Source organism: Methanosarcina spelaei (assembly GCF_002287235.1).
Lineage (GTDB): Archaea > Halobacteriota > Methanosarcinia > Methanosarcinales > Methanosarcinaceae > Methanosarcina > Methanosarcina spelaei.
On the sequence record NZ_LMVP01000553.1, the window covers coordinates 1 to 18,214 of the forward strand.

An 18,214-nucleotide genomic window follows, 5' to 3' on the forward strand; every position below is an offset into this window, starting at 1 on the left:
CAAAGCGTATTCAGTTGCCATTTTTATCCTCTTTCAAATGAATTTAGTTTAGACTAACTGAGTTTATCGAAAGTTGAGGCTCAGAGTAGCAGTTCTTTTGCTTTTGCCACAGCTTCGCTTGCATTTTCGGCGTAGCAATCGGCACCTATTTTGTCAGCCCAGGCCTGAGTTGCAGGGGCTCCACCTACCATAATTTTTACTTTATCCCTTAGTCCTTCTTCTTTGAGGAGCTCAATTACGTCCTTCTGTCCCTGAAGGGTTGTCGTCATAAGGGCTGAAATTCCAATCATATCAGCATTGACTTCCTTTGCCTTTTCGATGAAGCTCCTTGTAGGCACATCCCTACCAAGATAATATACCTCAAAACCAGAAGACTGGAGCATTGTTGACACTATGGACTTGCCAATGTCGTGGACGTCGCCCTCAACTGTTCCGTTTACGATAACACCAAGCTTCTTTTCCTGTGTGCCTGCTGGCAAATCTTCTTCAAGCAGTTTTACCCCGGCAGCCATTGCATCGGCTGCCATCATCACGTGGGGCAGAAAAAGTTTCCCTCTCTCAAAAAGAATTCCTACCTGGTTCATGCCTGATGAGAGCCCTTTTTCTATGATTTCCTCAGGGGAGAGCTTTAACTTCGCTTTTCCTACCGTTTCGATTACTTTTTCCTTTTTACAGGAGATTACCGCATCAGCAACCTCGAAGAGTAATGCTTCTGTATCTGCCATTTTTTCTGTCCCTTTTTTCTGTCCCTTATTTATCAAAGAGTGACTGACGATTGTCTTCATATTTTATTAGGAAGGCGGTAAGTTATTTCCTATTAATTATATATATAGTTTTCTAAAAGTATACAATAAGGTCTAAAAAATATAAAGAAACGAATAAAAATGAAGCAAAATAATACTAAAGTTTGTTAAGAATATTTTTAAATTAAAAAATATACTAAAATTGGAAATAGCTTTGATAATAAAATATTCTGTAGACTGTATTGTCTGTAGACATGTGCTAGCATTCCTCATTAACGTTATCTTTTTAGAGATAAAGTATATATTTAATTATCAAATAGGAGTATTAATATGGAAGTGGAGAAAATAGTGCACTATCCTCAAGATAAAAGGACCTGAAGATTCTTTCTTAAAGAAAATAGAATACGCTATTTTTCTATCTAATAAGTTAATTGAAAGCCTCTGGTCACTTCATTACAAATTAACGAACTTAAGAAATAATATATTTGACAAATATATTTATCAAAAGTAAATTAGAGAATTAATCATCTAAAGAGTTATATTGGGGGGAAGGGAGTATGGAAGTAAAAAGTAGAAAACACACGGAAAAAATACATACAAAGCCAAAAAGCATCTGGAAAAGCTTTTTTAAGGATAAGACACACGGAGGACATAGATATTCTTCTGAAGAGTTTCTTGCTATGGAAGCCAGAGAAAAATTATTCCACCTCGATGGAGGCAAATCGCTGCTTGATTTCGGATGTGGCTCTGCAGAACTCCTGACTTACTATGCTCCTGAATATGAACAGCTCTTAGGAGTAGACTTTTCTCCATCCATGCTTGGAGAAGCAAGTAAAAGGATCAGTGAAAAAAAATGTAATAATATCGATCTTATACTTGCTGACCATGAGACTCTCTGGGAGAACCTGGACTCAGACTTTGATCGAATAACTGCAGCTGGCGTAGTCCAGTACTTAACTTTTGAAGAAATTGATGGTTTTCTTGCTAAGGCATCAGAGTATCTCAGTACGGACGGTAAAATAGTTTTTTTTGACATACTGGACCCACGATTATATCCATTGTGGAAACTAGGAGTGTTTACACCGAATGCTGGACCTTTAAAAGCCTTATACAGATTAGGTTGCGGTGTTCAGACTTCAGTAATAGCAACCTTAAAAAACCGTCCAAGAGACCTTTCCGGTTTTACCCACAACCCTTACAAAATTCAGAAAATTGCAAACAAAAATGATTTTGAGATGTGTTATGTACAATCAATGTACTACGAATATAAATATCATGCAATAATGTTTCGAACTTAAGCGGGAATGCGTTGTGAACTAAATCTTGCTCAATAGCAGGCCAATTCTATCTAATATTTTCTAACTATATCTAACAGTATGGCTGTGATCAGATCATCTAATAGTATCTAACTATCATATCTAACTATGTTGTGATCAGACCAGTACTATCTACTATCAGACCAGTAAGTCCTCAATACCTGCCTCTCTTACAATCTTTATCGCCTTAACCTCTTCTTCCGGAGTCAGGAGGCGTCCAATTTCCGGATATTCCATAGCCCGGTAACATGGCCTGTACTGAAACATCAAGTTGAACCTGATCTGCGGGATATGTTTTGCAACCCATTCGGCAATTGGCCTTGTACAGCATTCCAGGTGGCCTGGAAGTACAAGGTGGCGAAGGAGAACTTCTGCGGTTTTATAGGCAAATTCAAAATTTGGCTGTACGATATCCAGGTAATTTTTTATTTTTGAATATTTCCGGGCACATGCATTATTTCCGTACTTAAAATCTCCCAGATAAACATCCACAACCCCTTCGAGGAGCTCTGCAACTTCAGAGGAATGATACATATTTGAGTTCCAGATCACAGGCGTATTTACAGAGATCTCTCGCACTATCTTTAGCACAGTATGTGCATGTGGAGTAGGGGTAACGAAATTCACGTTTCTGGCCCCATGCATTCTCCGAAGGTCGATCAGTTTTGCAAGCTTCCTGGACTCAATTCGGGTCCCGGCTTCAGGACTAGTTGAGAGATCCCAGTTCTGACAGTAAACGCAGGCAAAAGCACAACCTGTAAGAAAGATCGTGTGAGAGGGTACAAGCTCAGGCTCCTCTCCCATGTGCAGGAACTCAGAAGCGTAATTGGAAGTATCAGCTAGCCTGCAGAAGCCTTTTTCGCCGACTTTCCGGTCAACCTCACACCGCCACCCACAGCACTGGCAATTAGACAGCATTCTGTCTGCAATCTCAACTTTAATGTCAAGAAGAGAGGGACTGGCTTTCGGAAGTGCCAGGAAGCTTCTTGTAAAAAGTGCCAGCCTGTCATTCGCATCTTTATAGGTGAGGGCTTTTGCGGCTTCTAGTTCAAGGTGTTCTTTAAGTTTTCGATACTCTACGATCTCATTGCTATGAATTTCCCTGAGTTCTTCAAGCGGCATGCCCGGATCAAACTGGACCTGAATCCTTTCGGATATTTTAAAAAGGGCAGGCATTTCATCTCTGTGCACCTTAAAGTAACGTTTCAGGTACTTCGGAGCTGCCATACTGGAATATTATTTCACATTGGTTAAAGGCTTATTCATTTGTATTCGGTTAAGGATTTTGAGCTGCTGATCTCGATTTCGACGGAAAAACTCAAACCCAAATGTTTAGTGTTTAAATTGAAATCGATATCAGATTCCAGTTTTGCATTTGATGAATAATTTAACAAATTTTATGAAAATCAATGCAATTGATAACGATTTTTCCTTAACCGATGACCAATGAAGGCTTATTGTCTATTTCTTCCGAGTCTTAACTCTACTATTTAGTTCTAATACTTAGTTCTGATTTCCTGTTCTGATTCTCAGTTCTGGTCCCTAATTTTGATTTTCAGTTCTGATTTTCAGTTCTGATCCTCAGTTAAGATTATAATCCTTGATTCCTATTTTGAATTTTTCTGGTTTCTAAGCTTCGAATTAATATTTATTTTATGTATTTTAGGACCTGTGCAATTTTTTTCCAGGCTTTTCGCAGGCAAGGTTATAAGAAGAAGAAGGTTTTTAACACATTTTGGCTGCTATCTTCAAGCAACCTTTAAAATTTACATGAGCAGGTTGAGAACAAAAATGGAATGGATCTTCCTTTTTATCGCAGGCCTTTTTGAGGCAGCCTGGGCAATCGGGCTGAAGTATACTGAAGGTTTTACAAAGCTTTATCCAAGCATCCTTACCGTTGTCTGCATGTTCCTTAGCTTCTATTTCCTCTCCCAGGCCCTGAAGACTCTGCCAATAGGTACCAGTTATGCAGTCTGGACCGGAATAGGGATTATCGGTACTACGATTCTCGGCGTCCTGCTCTTTAATGAGCCCATGGACTTTGCCAGAGCTTTCTGTATTATTCTGATTTTTTCAGGGATAATCGGGCTCAAAATAATTTCTCCATAATACGTTGCAGAGTTCCTGTTCTTTTTCAGAGTTTTTCCGGTACTCCTGGAAGAGGCCATTTTCTACAGTAGGGAGCCAAAAATTAAAAACCTGCAAGACAATTTATTATGGGATTAAACCTGAGAGTTGTTTCATTTTAGATTTTATCTTACCTTTTGATCAGGTAGTCAAAAGTTAGCTTTAAAGGTGACCTCAGGAGGTTTTTGGGGGAATATTCTGGTTACGCTTGACAGCACGACAATTAGTCTCTGGGACTTGATGTCCCTTTTATTTGTACTTCTGTTACTCTATGCAATAATTTACCCGCAATCTCAGATAAAACAAATCCGATTGCGGCGCATGGCAAAATTGAAAGCTCTGGAAAAAAGCCACGGCTGCAAAGTGCTTACTATGATTCACAGGCGAGAGGCAATCTCTCTTTTCGGACTGCCTGCCTACCAGTACATAGATGAAGAAGATGCCGAGCAGATCCTGCGCTGGATAAGAAAATACAAAGATTATCCACTTGAACTGATCCTGCATACTCCTGGCGGGCAGCTCCATTCCAGTATCCAGATTGCACGCGCCCTGCGGCGGCACCCGAAAAATACAAAAGTTATTATTCCGCACTATTCGATGTCAGGAGGCACAATTATAGCCCTTGCAGCAAATGAAATCGTGATGGACAAAGATGCGGTTATCGGACCAATTGATCCCCAGGTAGGAGATCTCCTGCGCGGGACTTATCCAGCCCCTTCCTGGATTTATGCCGCAGAAACTAAAAAAGAAAAAGCCGACGATACAACTCTTGTCATTAGCGATATCTCAAGAAAAGCCCTCAAACTCACACGAAATGTCGCAAAAGAGCTTCTTGAAGGCAAAATCCAGCCAGGTCCAACCGGAGAAAGCAGGCTCGATGAAGTGATTGAAAAACTGGTCAGCGGAGAGATGATCCACAGTACTCCTCTGTCAGCTGGAGAGGCAAAAGAAATCGGGCTTGCCGTCAGTACGGACTTTCCGGAGGACGTGCACGAGTTTATGAAGCTTTTCAAACCTGTAAAAAAGAGTGTGGAATACCCCGAGTAAAAACCGGAATGAAAATTAGATTGAAGGAGTATTAGCTTGAAGAAGTGAAGTTAAAGAAGTTTAGGACTTGGAAAGAAGCTTATAACCTGTTAGATTTATACATTATTACATATAATATTTATTCATTTGTATTCGGTTAAGATTTTGAGCTGCTGATCTCGATTTCGACGGAAAAACTCAAACCCAAATGTTTAGTGTTTAAATTGAAATCGATATCAGATTCCAGTTTTGCATTTGATGAATAATTTAACAAATTTTATGAAAATCAATGCAATTGATAACGATTTTTCCTTAACCGATGACCAATGAATATTTATTTAACCTGTTATTTCTCTAAAATTTTTGTTCAGGTTTCTGTGAGTTTTATTCAAACTCCTGTTTTCCTCACCCTTGCACTCTCTTCACTCAGCCCTGTCCAGATAACCTTATACCTCAGATGATCAAGCACAGGATAATAGAGGCTACGGTCAAGCCCGAAACCTTCAAAGACCTTTACTGCATCGGCGTAAGTTTCTACTAACCCTGGTTTTTCAAGTCCCATGTCAATTTTCTCAAGCAGCTTCCTGTGAATTAAGTAGTTTTCAAGGAGAACGTAACCTCGATATTTCTCCAGATCTTCGACTTTTCCGAATTCTTCGGCTTTTCCGGGTTCCCTGAATCCTTCGAACTCTCTTGCTTTTCCGAATTCTCCAGTTCTTTCTGACTCTCTGGACTTTCCTGGTTCTCCGGCTTTTTTCAGTTCTCCGGCCTTTGCAAGCCTGTCTGCAACCACTTCCTTTAAGGCATCCGGCATAACTCCTTTTCCGGTTGCGATTTCCTCAAGGTTTACCAGTTCTCCTGAAATCGGGAATTCCATATCTTCCAATCTTGACCTGTCTTCTGAAAGCTTTTTTTCCTCGTACTTCCTGAGTATCTGCATGACCTTATTTGCCGGGATTTTTTTATCAAAGAAGATTACGTCCTGTGAAGGGAAATCCTTTTCAGAACACTTGAGTTTCCTGTCAATCAGGAGAATCACAGGTTCCTTTACCTGCTTGAGTTTCTCAATCTTATTTTCAAGATATTCGGGGGTCCAGAATCCCACTATTTCCAGATATACCCTCATTCCATCTCTCTGGAGGGAGAAATCCGGGACAAAAGCGTATTTTCCGGCTTTAAGAATCGTTGGCTCCCTTTTAATCTTCCAGCTTCCCAAACTGAGGCTGCCAAATATCTGTTCAAGCGTGCTGTCATAGGCCTCTTCTTCGGCGTCGATTTCCTCAATTTCGACGTCTTTTCCGGTTTTTTTTCCGGTTTCTTTTTCGGCTTCATATATTCCCTTTTCTTCTTTAACTTGAATCCCCTTAGAAATAGTCTCAGGGTACATGGCTGCTTCAGGAGTAATTTTGAAAAATTTTTCCGAGTCGTCAAGGGTAAAATCCAGGACGCGCTTCCCCTGGTAGCCTTTGTGAAGAATGCCTGATTTGAGCCTCCAGCCTTTTGATCTTAACAGGGCAGGAAAGATTTTTGCAAAGGAGTTCCCATAGCGTTCCGATATCCGAAAAAGAGATGCAGGCCCATCAAGATGCAGGTGGACGGCTTTTAGTTCGTCAAATTTTTCTTTGGTTTTTCCTTCTTTGGTTTTTCCGGTTTTTCCTTCTTTAGTTTTTCCTTCACTTCCTTCATTTCCTTCTTTATCCCTATATCTCTCTCTATCGATTTTGTCTCTTCTCTCGTCAGTATCTTCCAGGGAGTACATAAGTCCCGAACGAAGAATTTTCCAGAGGATTTTCTGAAAATCGCCTTTTATCCAGATGTCGAGGTCAACTGCTTTAAAGAGCAGAGTCTGAGTTAGGGAAATATTGTACTGTATCAGGAGTTCTGCCGGAGAAAGGGGTACGAAACTTTTGACGATCTGATTTTCCTCAAGGTCCGCCCAGAGTGCCTTTTCAAGTTCCTTTACCGAAATTGAAAGCTTTTTTGCAGCTTTTTGCAGAGCTTCTTTTTTCTCGGCAGGAGAAAGGGCCATGCCACTGCAGGCTTCAAAAACCGTTTCCCTTGCCAGAGAAGGGTCAACGGCTGCATCCGTTTCTATAACGGTGCGCCTTCCAAGCAGCTGGGAAAGCCCCCTGATAAAGCGATAATTCATTTCCTCGTAACCATCAAGTTCAGCCAGAAGGTCCCCATAGGTTTTTCCGATACTCTGCTCGAAAGTTTCTATCAAAAGCCTTGAAAGTTCCAGGTTTTCGGGATTAAAAGCTGCGTATACAGGCTTTATTTTCCCTCCGGAAATCCGGGTTACAAGAAGGTCAGAAGTGAGCAGGTGAGCTGCCTCCTGAGCTTTTTTCTTTATTTATCCGGCTTTCGTGTCCTTCTTCGTTGATTATTTGGGCTCTTTTTCCTTGTTCTTTAGTTATTTGGCCTTCTTTTCCTGGCTCATTTCTAATTTGGTTTTCCTTTTTTGATTCTTTTTTCATCTGTTTTTCCTTTTCTGATTCTTTCTTCATCTGTTTTTCCTGCACTGGCCTTCCAGAGCCTTTTCGGTTTGAAACAGCTTCTTTTCTTCTTCTGGCAGTTCCGGCTTCTGTCGTTTCTTCGGTTATAATTTCGTAGAGTATAGCTTCTTTTCCTTCTTTCTTTCTGAGAATCCTTCCGAGGCGCTGGATATATGCTAATTTGCTCCCTGTGCCGCTTGCTATAATCCCTATACTTGCCTCAGGAACGTCAATTCCCTCGTCAAGCACCTTTGAAGTGACCACAGCTCTGTATTTTCCTTCCCTGAACTTCTCAAGGATGGAACTCCTTTCTTTTGCAGGCGTCCTGTAGGTAATTGCAGGAATGAGAAATTCCCTGGAAATCCGGTGGACAAGCCGGTTATGTTCTGTAAAAATGAAGATCCTGTCTTCCCGATGTGCTTTAAGGATCTCGTTAAGTTTTTCAAGTTTTGAGTCGGTATTGAAAGCAAGTTCTCTGGCTGTGTTTCTTGCAAGAAGGGCTTTTCTGGCTTCAGGATCTCTTCCACTTCTCATGACCAGTTTCTGAAAATCCCCTGGCCCCTGAAGAACTATTCCGGTTTTCCGGAGATAATCTGTATAAATCGAATAAAATTTGTCGTATTCTTTCCTTTCCTCATCCGTAAGTGCAACAGCTATCCGTTTGATCCGGTAAGGGGCAAGGTGGCTGCCTGCAAGTTCTGATACGTGTTTTTCGTATACTTTTCCCCCTACAAGCCTGCTAAGCTCCGAGTGTAACTCATCTTCCCGTTCGTAAGTGGCTGTTAGCCCAAGCCTGTAAGGCGCTGCGGAAAACTCGGCAATGCTCCTGTATCCGGCTGCAGGCAGATGATGTACTTCGTCAAAAACAAGGAGGCCGAATCTATTTCCAAGAGTTTCGGCGTGAATATAAGCAGAGTCATATGTAGAAACGGTTATCGGAAGAATTTTCTTCTCCCCACCCCCAAGCTTTCCGATTTCCATTAAAAAAGCTTCTTCAAGCTGTTTTTTCCATTGTTCAAGCAGGTCAAGCGTCGGGACAACCACCAGGGTAGGAGTATTGCAGCCTGCAATTGCCCTGATTCCAACAAGAGTTTTTCCGCTCCCTGTTGGCAAGACAAGCACTCCCCATCTATTGTTTTCGCCCCAGGTCACAAGAGCCTCGGCCTGGTAATCCCTTAACTTAAGTTTCTTTCCGGAAGCTTCATAAGCTGCTGCTAAATCCGGACATGGAAGAAGGTCAAGCACTTCGTCCTTAAATTGGACCTTAGAATGTTTCAGATAATTTATTATATCTCTGTAATAAAGGGCAAGAGCCCTGAAACTTCCGCTTCTTTCATCCCAGACTGCATTGGGAACTCTCACATTACCTTCAATAAGAAGTGTTCCCTGCTTGAAACTGATTTTGATCATTGTTTATTAAAAGTCTGGACATTATATATAATAATTAAGGTAAGTCTATACATTATTTCCGAATGGCTGGCTAGCACCTAATCTGGATTTATTGCTTGAGCATAAAAAGATGTCAAAAAAGAGGCAAAAATTGGAACTAAGGTTAACTCGAACTTAACCTTAAATTAGTAACAAAATTAATACCGTTTAGTTTTTGACCTAGGCGGTGAAGTTGCCCACAGCCAACGGCTTCACAGAGAATTTGTATATGAGTACACTACGTGCCTGTTCTAGTTTTTTCGTCCTTCATTCGCTTCCGCTGTTCAGCCAGTCGGCGACCTTGTAATTGTTTCACTTCACTGACCGGTGTTTGGTTTCTACCCAGTCGATATGACCATAGCTTGCATGATTCTGATTCAGGACATGTTTGCACCCATGTGGATGATCCACCACAACATTCAAGGCAATGATCATGAATTGCCTTGAGTAGTTCACCTTTCGTCGTTGTCATGCGACATCACTTATATAGTTTTATTTAAATAAAACTATTTTTTTCCTGTAACAATAATAGATCAAAAAGTATAAAAAACCTCGAATCGTTAAACCAATATGTTTAAAGGGGTTAGCTTATGAGGCTTTTCAGGAATTTGTGGTGACGTGACCAAGTCAAAATACAACTCAAAATACCGCAAAACGGCCAAAAGCTGAGTGATCAAACCTCTTCTAGGGTGTTTTTTGAGGTGTGTAGATCGCTTTGATAATATGCATTACCACACAAAAAAGAGATGTAAAAGAGGCTCACAGAGCCTTTCAAAGCTCTTCAAGCTCACGCTTCAAAGATAGAGTGATACCGGCCCAAAAAACTTCTTGTGCTGGTGATTAACGGTTTTTATGAAGATATCCACACAAAACAACGAAGAGCCTAAAAAAGTATATAACCTATATTAGGTAGGTCGACATTTCATTTTCGATTATTTTTGCTGATAATGATTTTGAAATGATGCCCCTTATTGTGTGTAATTATTTGGTTTACATATGATCCAAACATAATCTCTCAAGCTAAACTTTTATGGAAAAATGATTCAGTGTTTATATGTGTCGTGGGAGTTGAGCCACACGTTAACCAGCTTTAAATCTAATTTCAGTATTTCGCTAATTTTCGGTCGTGTACGTGAGTTATTGATCAATTTCCAAAAAAGGAAGTACATCCACCTTATTTGAGGAAAATGTATAGAGATTCTTGTGCTTGTTGTTTTCAATAACTCATGCCCACTACCGAAATAATAACCCTAAACAATTTAGTTTAAGCAGAAGTCAATAACCGGAAATGGAATTGAGAAATTAGGTTGTGTTGCAAAAATTTTCTTCTCACACTTTAAGGCTATAATTGTACCTTTATTGTACTATTTTTCCAGGTGATGAGAATGATTAACTTTTCTAATTGTGAAGGTTTTCACTTGTTTTGTAAAATGATCTGATTTTTTGCAACGGAACCCAATAAACTCCCCGCTTCCAATCTTAACCTTTAGTATATATTTATTACTTCACTGTAATATAATTAGATTTAGTTACTGTGTTTCTACCCACTGCATTAATTGCTGTCTCTTTCACTGTATAAGTTCCAGCTTTTGAATAAACATGAGTTGGATTCTTATAATCTGAAGTATTTCCATCTATTATCTTAGATCCATCTCCAAAATTCCATTTCCATTCAATGGGGGAACCGGTGCTTTTGTCAGTAAATTTCACTGACAGTGGAGCGTCTCCTGATGTTGGATATGCAGTAAAGGCAGCTACAGGGGCTGGAGCATTTGTAGACTTTGTTGTGGAAGCTGCGAGCGCAGTTGCCGATAATAGTATTATACTAATTAATGCAATGGACATTTTTTGTTTTGTATTAATTGTATCACCCGCTTTATGACTTTGTAGTGTTTTTTTTGCAATGGAACCACAAATTGGACTACTTTTAGTAATGGTAAGTACCAAAATCGGATAGTGGAGGTGGAAAGTACCAAAATCGGATAGTAGAGGTGGAAAGTACCAAAATCGGATAGTAGAGGTGGAAAGTACCAAAATAGGATCGTAGAAATGAACTATTGAATATTTCTTGTTTTATTGCCGCATTATTTTTGCTTGTAGCTTCTGGCACAATATTTTTATCTGTTTTGCTTATGTTTTTTACCCCACCCCTATTATGCAGAGAAATTATAAACTTAGATATATTTCATGCCGCATATGATATGACTGTACATTAACTATATAAATAGTTATGGATATTTTAAATTTATTTTAAATGTTATAACGATCAAAATTTAGGGTTCTGTTGCAAGAAATCATAATAAGGGTCCAATTGAATAAGGAGAAAATCAATAGAACGATAATATGCTATCTAATTCCTTTAAGTGGAAACATTACGAAGGAGAAATCATTTTATTAAACGTCAGATGGTACCTAAAATATTCAGTAAGTTATAATCGATTGTGTGTTGTGACGTCACATTTTCATCATTTTTATGGTCTCAAGACATCGTTGTGCAAGCCCTTTGTTGGTATTCGATACGTCGTTATATGCCCATGAACTCATAAAAAAAGTTTTAATTGGTGGTTTCTTATATACTTCATCCATCATCTATTCACCACAATATAGTATATGCCATGATATATATAAACTCTAAAAATATATAGGTTATGTATAATAATTGAGTTATCAGTCACCCAATTTCTGTCACCCGAGTCCCGTCTCGGGAGGACGGGGCCCTTTTCGCTCACTTCGTTCGCTCAAGAGGGCTGAATTACCCGAGTTCCGTCTCGGGAGGACGGGGCCCTTTTCGCTCACTTCGTTCGCTCAAGAGGGCTGAATTACCCGAGTTCCGTCTCGGGAGGACGGGGCCCTTTTCGCTCACTTCGTTCGCTCAAGAGGGCTGAATTATAAACAAGATGATTATCGGAGTCAATCCAGTTGAATTATGATAAGAAAAGCTAAATCTTCAACTGGCTTGGGAAATCTGATTTATCCGAACTTCTTTTTGGGTCCTTAAAAGGTTTGATTGAAAAAACTGGCAATGTTTGAGTTTGAGAACTTTGTCCCTAAACCCTATCCGGCGAGATCAAACGGCGCAATGATTTACACAATCCTTAAAAACCTGGCCAAAATTTTTTGCCAAAATTTCTTTATGCATACATTTTAAGTCCGTAGCTTCAGGGTTCTCTAATTCTAAGGTGAGGAAAACTCGTTTTAAGGAATAAGACTCGGAAAATGGGAACTCCGGTAAATAAAGCTGAAGAAGAAAAGATAGCTTCGCTTGAGGCAAATACCTGATTTCTTTTTTTCTTTTGTTCAGGTTATTTATAGTTTTATTCCAATATAAACATTAAAAAATTTATCTTTATCGTTAATTGGGGGACTATTAAATGATACATCTATGGGAGTATGATACTCGCAAACTTGACGTAGTAATGCCAGAGATGATGGTCGAACTTGAAAGAATAGGGAATGAAGGCTGGGAACTGGTTTTAATCAGGAACGATATCAATGAAGAAGGCAGAGTGACTGCTATTTTCAAGCGAAAAAAAGAGAGTGAAACCATATCTTTATAACTCTTTTTTTCACTTCTTCTATCTTTTATCTATTTATTGGACTCAGTACCAAAATCTAGTGATGAATGTAAAACTCAAAATCACTAGATTTTATAAATGGTCACCATCCATGTAATACAACTTAGTGATTCAAGTCTTTAGATAGCGAATATCGATTTTGATAAAAACTGGATTCTTCTTGCTAATTAAGACTTTCTATCAAAAATGCAAAAATCACTGGATTTTGGAACAGAGTCGTCTACCAGTTCTGTAAAATCTATTGTTTATTCTTTTGCCGTATATTTGGAAAAAGAAATACAGGTGAATGCATTAACTTCAGCATGGATTTTCTGCCAGGCCGGAAACCTTTTAACAGTTTATAAAAAAGATATGCGTTCTCATCTGAGTATTTCTGGAAGTTCCGAACGGCACTTATTAGGTCTTGTTCAGGAAGAGGTTTGGTGTTAGACTCACGGGTTGCGAGTTTCTTATCTCTTCACTTTTAGAGTAGATTTTTCGGAGTAGGCGTTGAAGTATTTCTTGTGGAATAGGTCTTGCTATGTGGTCTTGTAGATGAGAACGCAAATTATACTATGCTCTCACCCTATATAATATTTTTAACAAGTAATATTATTTTAGCTCTATTTTGTTGATATAGAGATTTAATGTTTCTTTACTGGTTTAACATTATAGCATTAAGCTACGATACCTGATGTAACTGGATGTAAAATGTTGCATCTGATTACCTGTACGGTAACAAAGAAAAAGGTCAAATCATTCTAGAGGTCATTATAAAAGGCATTATAAAAGTCACTATATAAAGGCATTATAAAAGGCTGATTTATCCGAAAAAAGGCTCTATCCTTCCTAAATGAAACTCAGGTGAATAGATTCGGTTCCTGAAAACTCTTTGGAACTAGTAAGATACCCTAAAAATGGGGCAACTAATACCGACTTTGGGCATAGAGATCTGTCAATTAAAGCTCTTAATATCGATTAATTAAGGCTCTTAATATCGATTTAAGTGCCTGGATGGTTATAACTTTTTTAAAAATGAGGTGGCGTTCTCATCCGAAAAAACCTGGGAGTTCCGAATGGTATTCAAGAGACTCACTTTGTTGTAGTTGGGGAAGAGGTATTGAGGTACTTGACTCATGCTTTGCGAGTTTCTCTTTTTATCCCTTTTATAGTGGAGTAATGTTTGGAGTAGGTGCTCTTTGCTAGTGGGGTGTTAAAGAGATGAGAACGCAATTTATAATACGTAGTCATTGTATATAATATTTTTAACAGTTAATCTTATTTTATTTCTCTTTTTTTGTGTATCTAGCTAACTTTAGTTTATTGATATAATGATTATCTTATTGATTTAATGATTATCTTATTGATTTAATGATTGTATTATTGCGCAAATCATGCCAGGAAACGGATCAAAAAAGAACCGTTAAAAGCCTGTAGTAGATCTTCAAATGAGTTTTATATTTTATCGGCATGAGCTTAAAAAACGTATAAATTCTTTTCATAATTGGAATTTAGCACTAAATATATTAGAGAGGTTACTAAAAAATTTACAATAATTTGAGCAATTTGGAGATTAAGAAGAATCTGGAAATTGTAAAGGACCTGAAAAACGTAATAGTTCAAGGGAACATAACCATATTTCCCGAAAACAAAAACAGTAAGTGATTGAATTCAGTTTAATACAGTGCACAGGTAACCTATTATTTCGTTTAACTTTGAAGTTATTCCATGTTTTCGTGATAGTTCTTCAATTTAAATGGAGTTGAAGTTTACTCAATAATTAACTTTTTTGTTGCCTGTTCTTGTATAATTTATAAACTTATACAGATTTTTAATCTGTTGAATGGTTTCAGGTATAATAAAGCCAATCTTAAAGTCATAATGATATGTGTTCATAACTTAATTTTGTATATCAACAGTATAAGTCTTAATAATCATAATGTTATTAGAAACCCAGTCTGTGTAGCATGCTCACTCCTGAACGATTCCATCCTTCAACCTAATTACTCTGTCCGCGTATTCGGCATGCCATTCTTCGTGTGTAACCATTACAATCGTCTGCCCTTTTTCCTGGTTGAATTTCTCGAAAAGGTCAAGAACTTCCTTTGAGGTCTCGGAGTCAAGGTTGGCACAGGGCTCGTCTGCAAAAAGGACTTCTGGGGAGTGGGCAAGAGCTCTGGCTATTGAGACTCTCTGCTGCTGGCCTCCGCTCATTTTGGAGGGAAGCTGCTGAAGTCGATCTCCAAGGCCAACTGCGGCAAGAATTTCTGCAGCTGCGGATTCGCATTCGGTTTTACTTTTGCCCTGCATCATAAGAGAGATATAGACATTTTCCATGGCATTGAGCTCGGGAAGTAAAGCATAGTCCTGAAAAACATAGCCCAGGTTATGCAGCCTGAATTTGCCTTTTTCGCTGTCAGACAGTCTGGAGGTATCCGAGCCGTCTATAATAACCTTTCCCGAATTTGGGGTATCAAGCAGGCCGAGCTGGTTTAAAAGTGTGGTCTTGCCTGAACCGCTCGGACCCATGATTGCAATGAATTCTCCACGTCGGATTCTTACATTTACGCTGCGAAGGGCCCTAACCTCTACCTCCCCCATCTTGAAAGTGCGTGTGATATCTATACATTCTATAATAGTGTCTGTAATAGTATCATCTATCGATTTTCGGATTATATCCATACTTTTTACTGTATTCTCTGTCTGTTTTCGGATTTCATCCATACTTTTTACTGCGTCCTCGGTATGCTTTCGGATTTTTTCCATAGTTTCACCCTTTGTTTGCCCCATTTATTTGCCCCAGATCAGGTCAAGAAGGTCTTTCTGAGCCAGTTTGTACGCAGGAATTACCGAGCCTACTACAGAAGAAAGGAACAGGAGGACTGCCCGATTTAAGGCCTCTGCATTGTCCAGCCTGAGGCTCATAGAGCCAAGCGGGACTTCCACAGGGTGAGAAACCGTATAAGGTACAAGTCCGAAGCGCATAAACGTGTAGCCAAATATAACACCCGCACCTGCGTAAAGCATGGCCTGGAGCACAAAGGATACAATTATCACATTTTGTTCTATCCCTATTGCTTTCTGAACCCCGATCTGTCTTTTTTTATTCACGATATTTACGTAAATAACCACGAAGATGATCACAAAAGCAATTAGCAGACCGATTGCGTTCATAATATTCCGGACCAGCCCAAGCGTGCTTTCGATCAGTCGGAGGATACCTGCAAATTCATGCCAGGTACGGATATTCTCACCAATGCCAAGAGAGAGGAGCGCAGTTCTGGTATCGTACTCAGGCGTGCCGTCTACTGTTTTAATGGCTATTTCCTGCGCAAAGTCTCTGCCCTCAATACCAAGCATTTCTTCGAGATCGGCTATGGTAAGATAGGCTGAGGCATCAGCCATGAAGAAACGCGTTGAGTAGATCCCCTTTACCTTGAACTCTCGGGTTACGCCTCCGATTGTGAGTTCAACGGTGTCTCCTACTTCCACACCTTCTAAAGACTTAGATTCCATAAGGGCTCCGAAACCTCCTGAGACCTCCCTGCCCAAAATTATCTCTCCCTTATCAGGCCTGCTCAGAAACTCTCCACTTATTATAGCATCTTCAAGGCCTGTTACGAAGGTCTCGTCCGCAGGATCTATACCATAAATCGTAGCTCCTATTTCCTTCTCTTTATAACGGAAATTTCCAGTCGTTTTTAGGCGAGCCGAGGTTCCTACTACCTGCGGAAGACTTTCTATCTTTTTCTGAAGGGCTGATGCGCCCTCTATATAGCGTTCTTCTTCCTTCGGTTCGACCACAACGTTTCCGGTCTGAAAGTTCACCATAAGTTCATTGAACTTGAGCGTAACCCCAGCCAGCATGCTTGAGAAAAGCACAAGCTGTATAAAGATCAGGGTCAGGACAAAAACTGTAAAGATTGTAATCCCTTTATTGCCCCTGGTTATGGAACGGCTGGCAAGGAAGAAGGAAACTCTCGCTTTCTCAAGCATAATAGGCCATCCTCTCTGGTTAATTTCGTTTTCGAGCTTATTTTTGAAATTATTAATTCCAGGATTCTTGTTTTCGAAATAACTAGTACCAGGATATACTAGGACTCTTGTTTTCGAAATTATTAGTTCCAGGATATACCAGGACTCTTGTTTTCGAAATTATTAGTTCCAGGATATAGCAGGATTCTTGTTTTCGAAATTATTAATTCCAGGCTTCTTGTTCTCGGAATTTTAAAGCTTACCTTTCTTTTTCATATAAAGAATCGCAGCTACAAGGACCAGGACTGCTCCGAGCACAATTGGAGGAATGCTTCCTTCCTGGCTTTTCACATTAAAAGTCAGGTTCTCGCTAACCTGGTGCTCACCAAAATCATCCTCATACTCTACCAGCAGGGTCACGTTCTGATCACCTGTTTTTCCAGGAGTGAATGTAAATACTGCAGGAGCATCATCGTCTTTATCCAGACGCCCGAGAAAAGCATTCGTGCTTCCGCTGCCCTCAAGTCCCTCAAGCCTGGCTTTGACCGAACGAGCTTCACCTTCTCCAACATTTTCGAGCCTTAAAGTCAGGGATACCTGCTGTCCTTTCACAGGCATCTCCGGATCAAATTTCAGGCTTGAAATATCAATTTGCGCCCGATTAAGCACGTTAATTCCAATTTCCTGGATCTTGTCTATCTGGAAAGTCTCAGTGCTATTCGAGGCTGTTATCCGCAATGGAATCCTGTAAGGCTTCACATCGGCATTGCTGCCCAGAAGAAGTTTGAACGAGAGATTTTTAGAACTGCCTGCACTCAGATTCTCAAAAAAACGGACATTGTCCTCTAGCGGAATTAAAGGTGACGAATTGTTAAGGTTAAGAATTACCCTGACATTTTTTGCGTCCCCGTTTCCTGCATTCTTAACTGATGTCCTAAGGTAAAACTCCTGTCCAGGAACTATGGCTTCTGAAGAGGAATTATCCTCATTTACAGAAAGAATTTCACTGCCGCTAAGCACAAGATCCGGGTTTCCTTCTATCCGAACAGGAATTCTTCTGGAAAAACTTGTTCCGCTTTTGTCTTTGATAGTAAACTCGATCTGATAGACTCCGGACTCAGTCTCAGGGTCTACCCTCAAATAGAAGTTCAGTTCGACCTTGGAACGCTGCCTTATCTGTTCAATTCGAAAATTTCGTTCCGTGTTCGTTCCGGAACCATAAAGTTTCGATGTACTATACTTAAAAATGAAAGGATGAATTTCTTCAATCCCTACTATCACGTTCTCTGCAGGCTCATCTCCTGCATTCTGAATATTAACCTTTATGAGCAGGTCCTCCCCAGGCCTGGCAGGATTGGGGTTGATTTCCGAGACGTCGACTACAAGATGGGTGTTTCCTGACACTACAACTGCGGAAGCCGGGCCTGTCAGAAATATAGTTATCATCAGTAAGGTAACTAAAAAATGAAGAGACAACGTAGAGCATTTGTTTGCTGTGCGACAAGAAGTTATGTCATGAATTGCTTTAATGCTGCCCTTTCCATTTGGGG

At 39.8% G+C, this 18,214-nt stretch carries 11 protein-coding genes and 1 pseudogene; 4 read left to right on the forward strand and 8 right to left on the reverse strand.

Annotated elements, in window-relative coordinates:
- Window positions 1-80: 80 nt before the first annotated feature.
- Window positions 81-725 (reverse strand): dimethylamine corrinoid protein MtbC, encoded by a 645-nt coding sequence (gene mtbC, locus ASJ81_RS21480; RefSeq protein WP_095646162.1) that lies wholly within the window; start codon window positions 723-725, stop codon window positions 81-83.
- Between the two features lie 575 nt (window positions 726-1,300).
- Between mtbC and ASJ81_RS21485 the strand changes: the two genes are divergently transcribed.
- Window positions 1,301-2,041: a class I SAM-dependent methyltransferase gene (locus ASJ81_RS21485; protein WP_095646154.1), complete on the forward strand. Its 741-nt coding sequence runs from the start codon at window positions 1,301-1,303 to the stop codon at window positions 2,039-2,041.
- A gap of 156 nt (window positions 2,042-2,197) precedes the next feature.
- On the opposite strand, the gene ASJ81_RS21490 is transcribed toward ASJ81_RS21485, so the two are convergent.
- A complete protein-coding gene (locus ASJ81_RS21490) occupies window positions 2,198-3,286 on the reverse strand; it encodes a radical SAM protein (RefSeq protein WP_095646155.1) in 1,089 nt (362 codons plus the stop codon).
- Between the two features lie 564 nt (window positions 3,287-3,850).
- Between ASJ81_RS21490 and sugE the strand changes: the two genes are divergently transcribed.
- The gene (gene sugE, locus ASJ81_RS21495; RefSeq protein WP_095646156.1) at window positions 3,851-4,168 is read left to right on the forward strand and encodes a quaternary ammonium compound efflux SMR transporter SugE; all 318 of its coding nucleotides are present in this window, start codon (window positions 3,851-3,853) and stop codon (window positions 4,166-4,168) included.
- 186 nt (window positions 4,169-4,354) lie between these two features.
- On the forward strand, window positions 4,355-5,233 hold the full coding sequence (locus tag ASJ81_RS21500) for an SDH family Clp fold serine proteinase (protein ID WP_245860437.1): 879 nt from the start codon (window positions 4,355-4,357) through the stop codon (window positions 5,231-5,233).
- A 367-nt stretch (window positions 5,234-5,600) separates the two neighbouring features.
- On the opposite strand, the gene ASJ81_RS21505 is transcribed toward ASJ81_RS21500, so the two are convergent.
- From ASJ81_RS21505 to ASJ81_RS21515, 3 genes and pseudogenes are all read right to left on the reverse strand, one after another.
- Window positions 5,601-7,565: a DUF790 family protein gene (locus ASJ81_RS21505; protein ID WP_338037739.1), complete on the reverse strand. Its 1,965-nt coding sequence runs from the start codon at window positions 7,563-7,565 to the stop codon at window positions 5,601-5,603.
- On the reverse strand, window positions 7,522-9,117 hold the full coding sequence (locus ASJ81_RS21510) for a DEAD/DEAH box helicase (protein ID WP_245860438.1): 1,596 nt from the start codon (window positions 9,115-9,117) through the stop codon (window positions 7,522-7,524). Before ASJ81_RS21510 ends, ASJ81_RS21505 begins: the two co-directional genes overlap by 44 nt.
- Before the next feature lie 1,524 nt (window positions 9,118-10,641).
- A pseudogene (locus ASJ81_RS21515) lies at window positions 10,642-10,896 on the reverse strand (PKD domain-containing protein); the annotation flags it as partial.
- Window positions 10,897-12,506: 1,610 nt separating this feature from the next.
- Here ASJ81_RS21515 and ASJ81_RS21520 point away from each other — a divergent pair.
- Window positions 12,507-12,692 (forward strand): hypothetical protein, encoded by a 186-nt coding sequence (locus tag ASJ81_RS21520; RefSeq protein WP_095646159.1) that lies wholly within the window; start codon window positions 12,507-12,509, stop codon window positions 12,690-12,692.
- 1,968 nt (window positions 12,693-14,660) lie between these two features.
- Here ASJ81_RS21520 and ASJ81_RS21530 read toward each other — a convergent pair.
- From ASJ81_RS21530 to ASJ81_RS21540, 3 genes are all read right to left on the reverse strand, one after another.
- Complete coding sequence (locus ASJ81_RS21530) at window positions 14,661-15,479, reverse strand: ABC transporter ATP-binding protein (protein WP_394339149.1); 819 nt, start codon at window positions 15,477-15,479, stop codon at window positions 14,661-14,663.
- The gene (locus ASJ81_RS21535) at window positions 15,480-16,685 is read right to left on the reverse strand and encodes an ABC transporter permease (protein WP_095646161.1); all 1,206 of its coding nucleotides are present in this window, start codon (window positions 16,683-16,685) and stop codon (window positions 15,480-15,482) included.
- 231 nt (window positions 16,686-16,916) lie between these two features.
- Entirely contained in the window at window positions 16,917-18,140 is a 1,224-nt protein-coding gene (locus tag ASJ81_RS21540; protein ID WP_245860441.1) for a COG1361 S-layer family protein, read from the reverse strand.
- Between the last annotated feature and the right edge of the window lie 74 nt (window positions 18,141-18,214).

Bases quoted from the DNA above. Each gene is read 5' to 3' on its own strand.
- mtbC (WP_095646162.1), bottom strand. From the start codon at position 725: ATGGCAGATACAGAAGCATTACTCTTCGAGGTTGCTGATGCGGTAATC.
- ASJ81_RS21485 (WP_095646154.1), top strand. From the start codon at position 1,301: ATGGAAGTAAAAAGTAGAAAACACACGGAAAAAATACATACAAAGCCA.
- ASJ81_RS21490 (WP_095646155.1), bottom strand. From the start codon at position 3,286: ATGGCAGCTCCGAAGTACCTGAAACGTTACTTTAAGGTGCACAGAGAT.
- sugE (WP_095646156.1), top strand. From the start codon at position 3,851: ATGGAATGGATCTTCCTTTTTATCGCAGGCCTTTTTGAGGCAGCCTGG.
- ASJ81_RS21510 (WP_245860438.1), bottom strand. From the start codon at position 9,117: ATGATCAAAATCAGTTTCAAGCAGGGAACACTTCTTATTGAAGGTAAT.
- ASJ81_RS21520 (WP_095646159.1), top strand. From the start codon at position 12,507: ATGATACATCTATGGGAGTATGATACTCGCAAACTTGACGTAGTAATG.
- ASJ81_RS21530 (WP_394339149.1), bottom strand. From the start codon at position 15,479: ATGGGGCAAACAAAGGGTGAAACTATGGAAAAAATCCGAAAGCATACC.
- ASJ81_RS21535 (WP_095646161.1), bottom strand. From the start codon at position 16,685: ATGCTTGAGAAAGCGAGAGTTTCCTTCTTCCTTGCCAGCCGTTCCATA.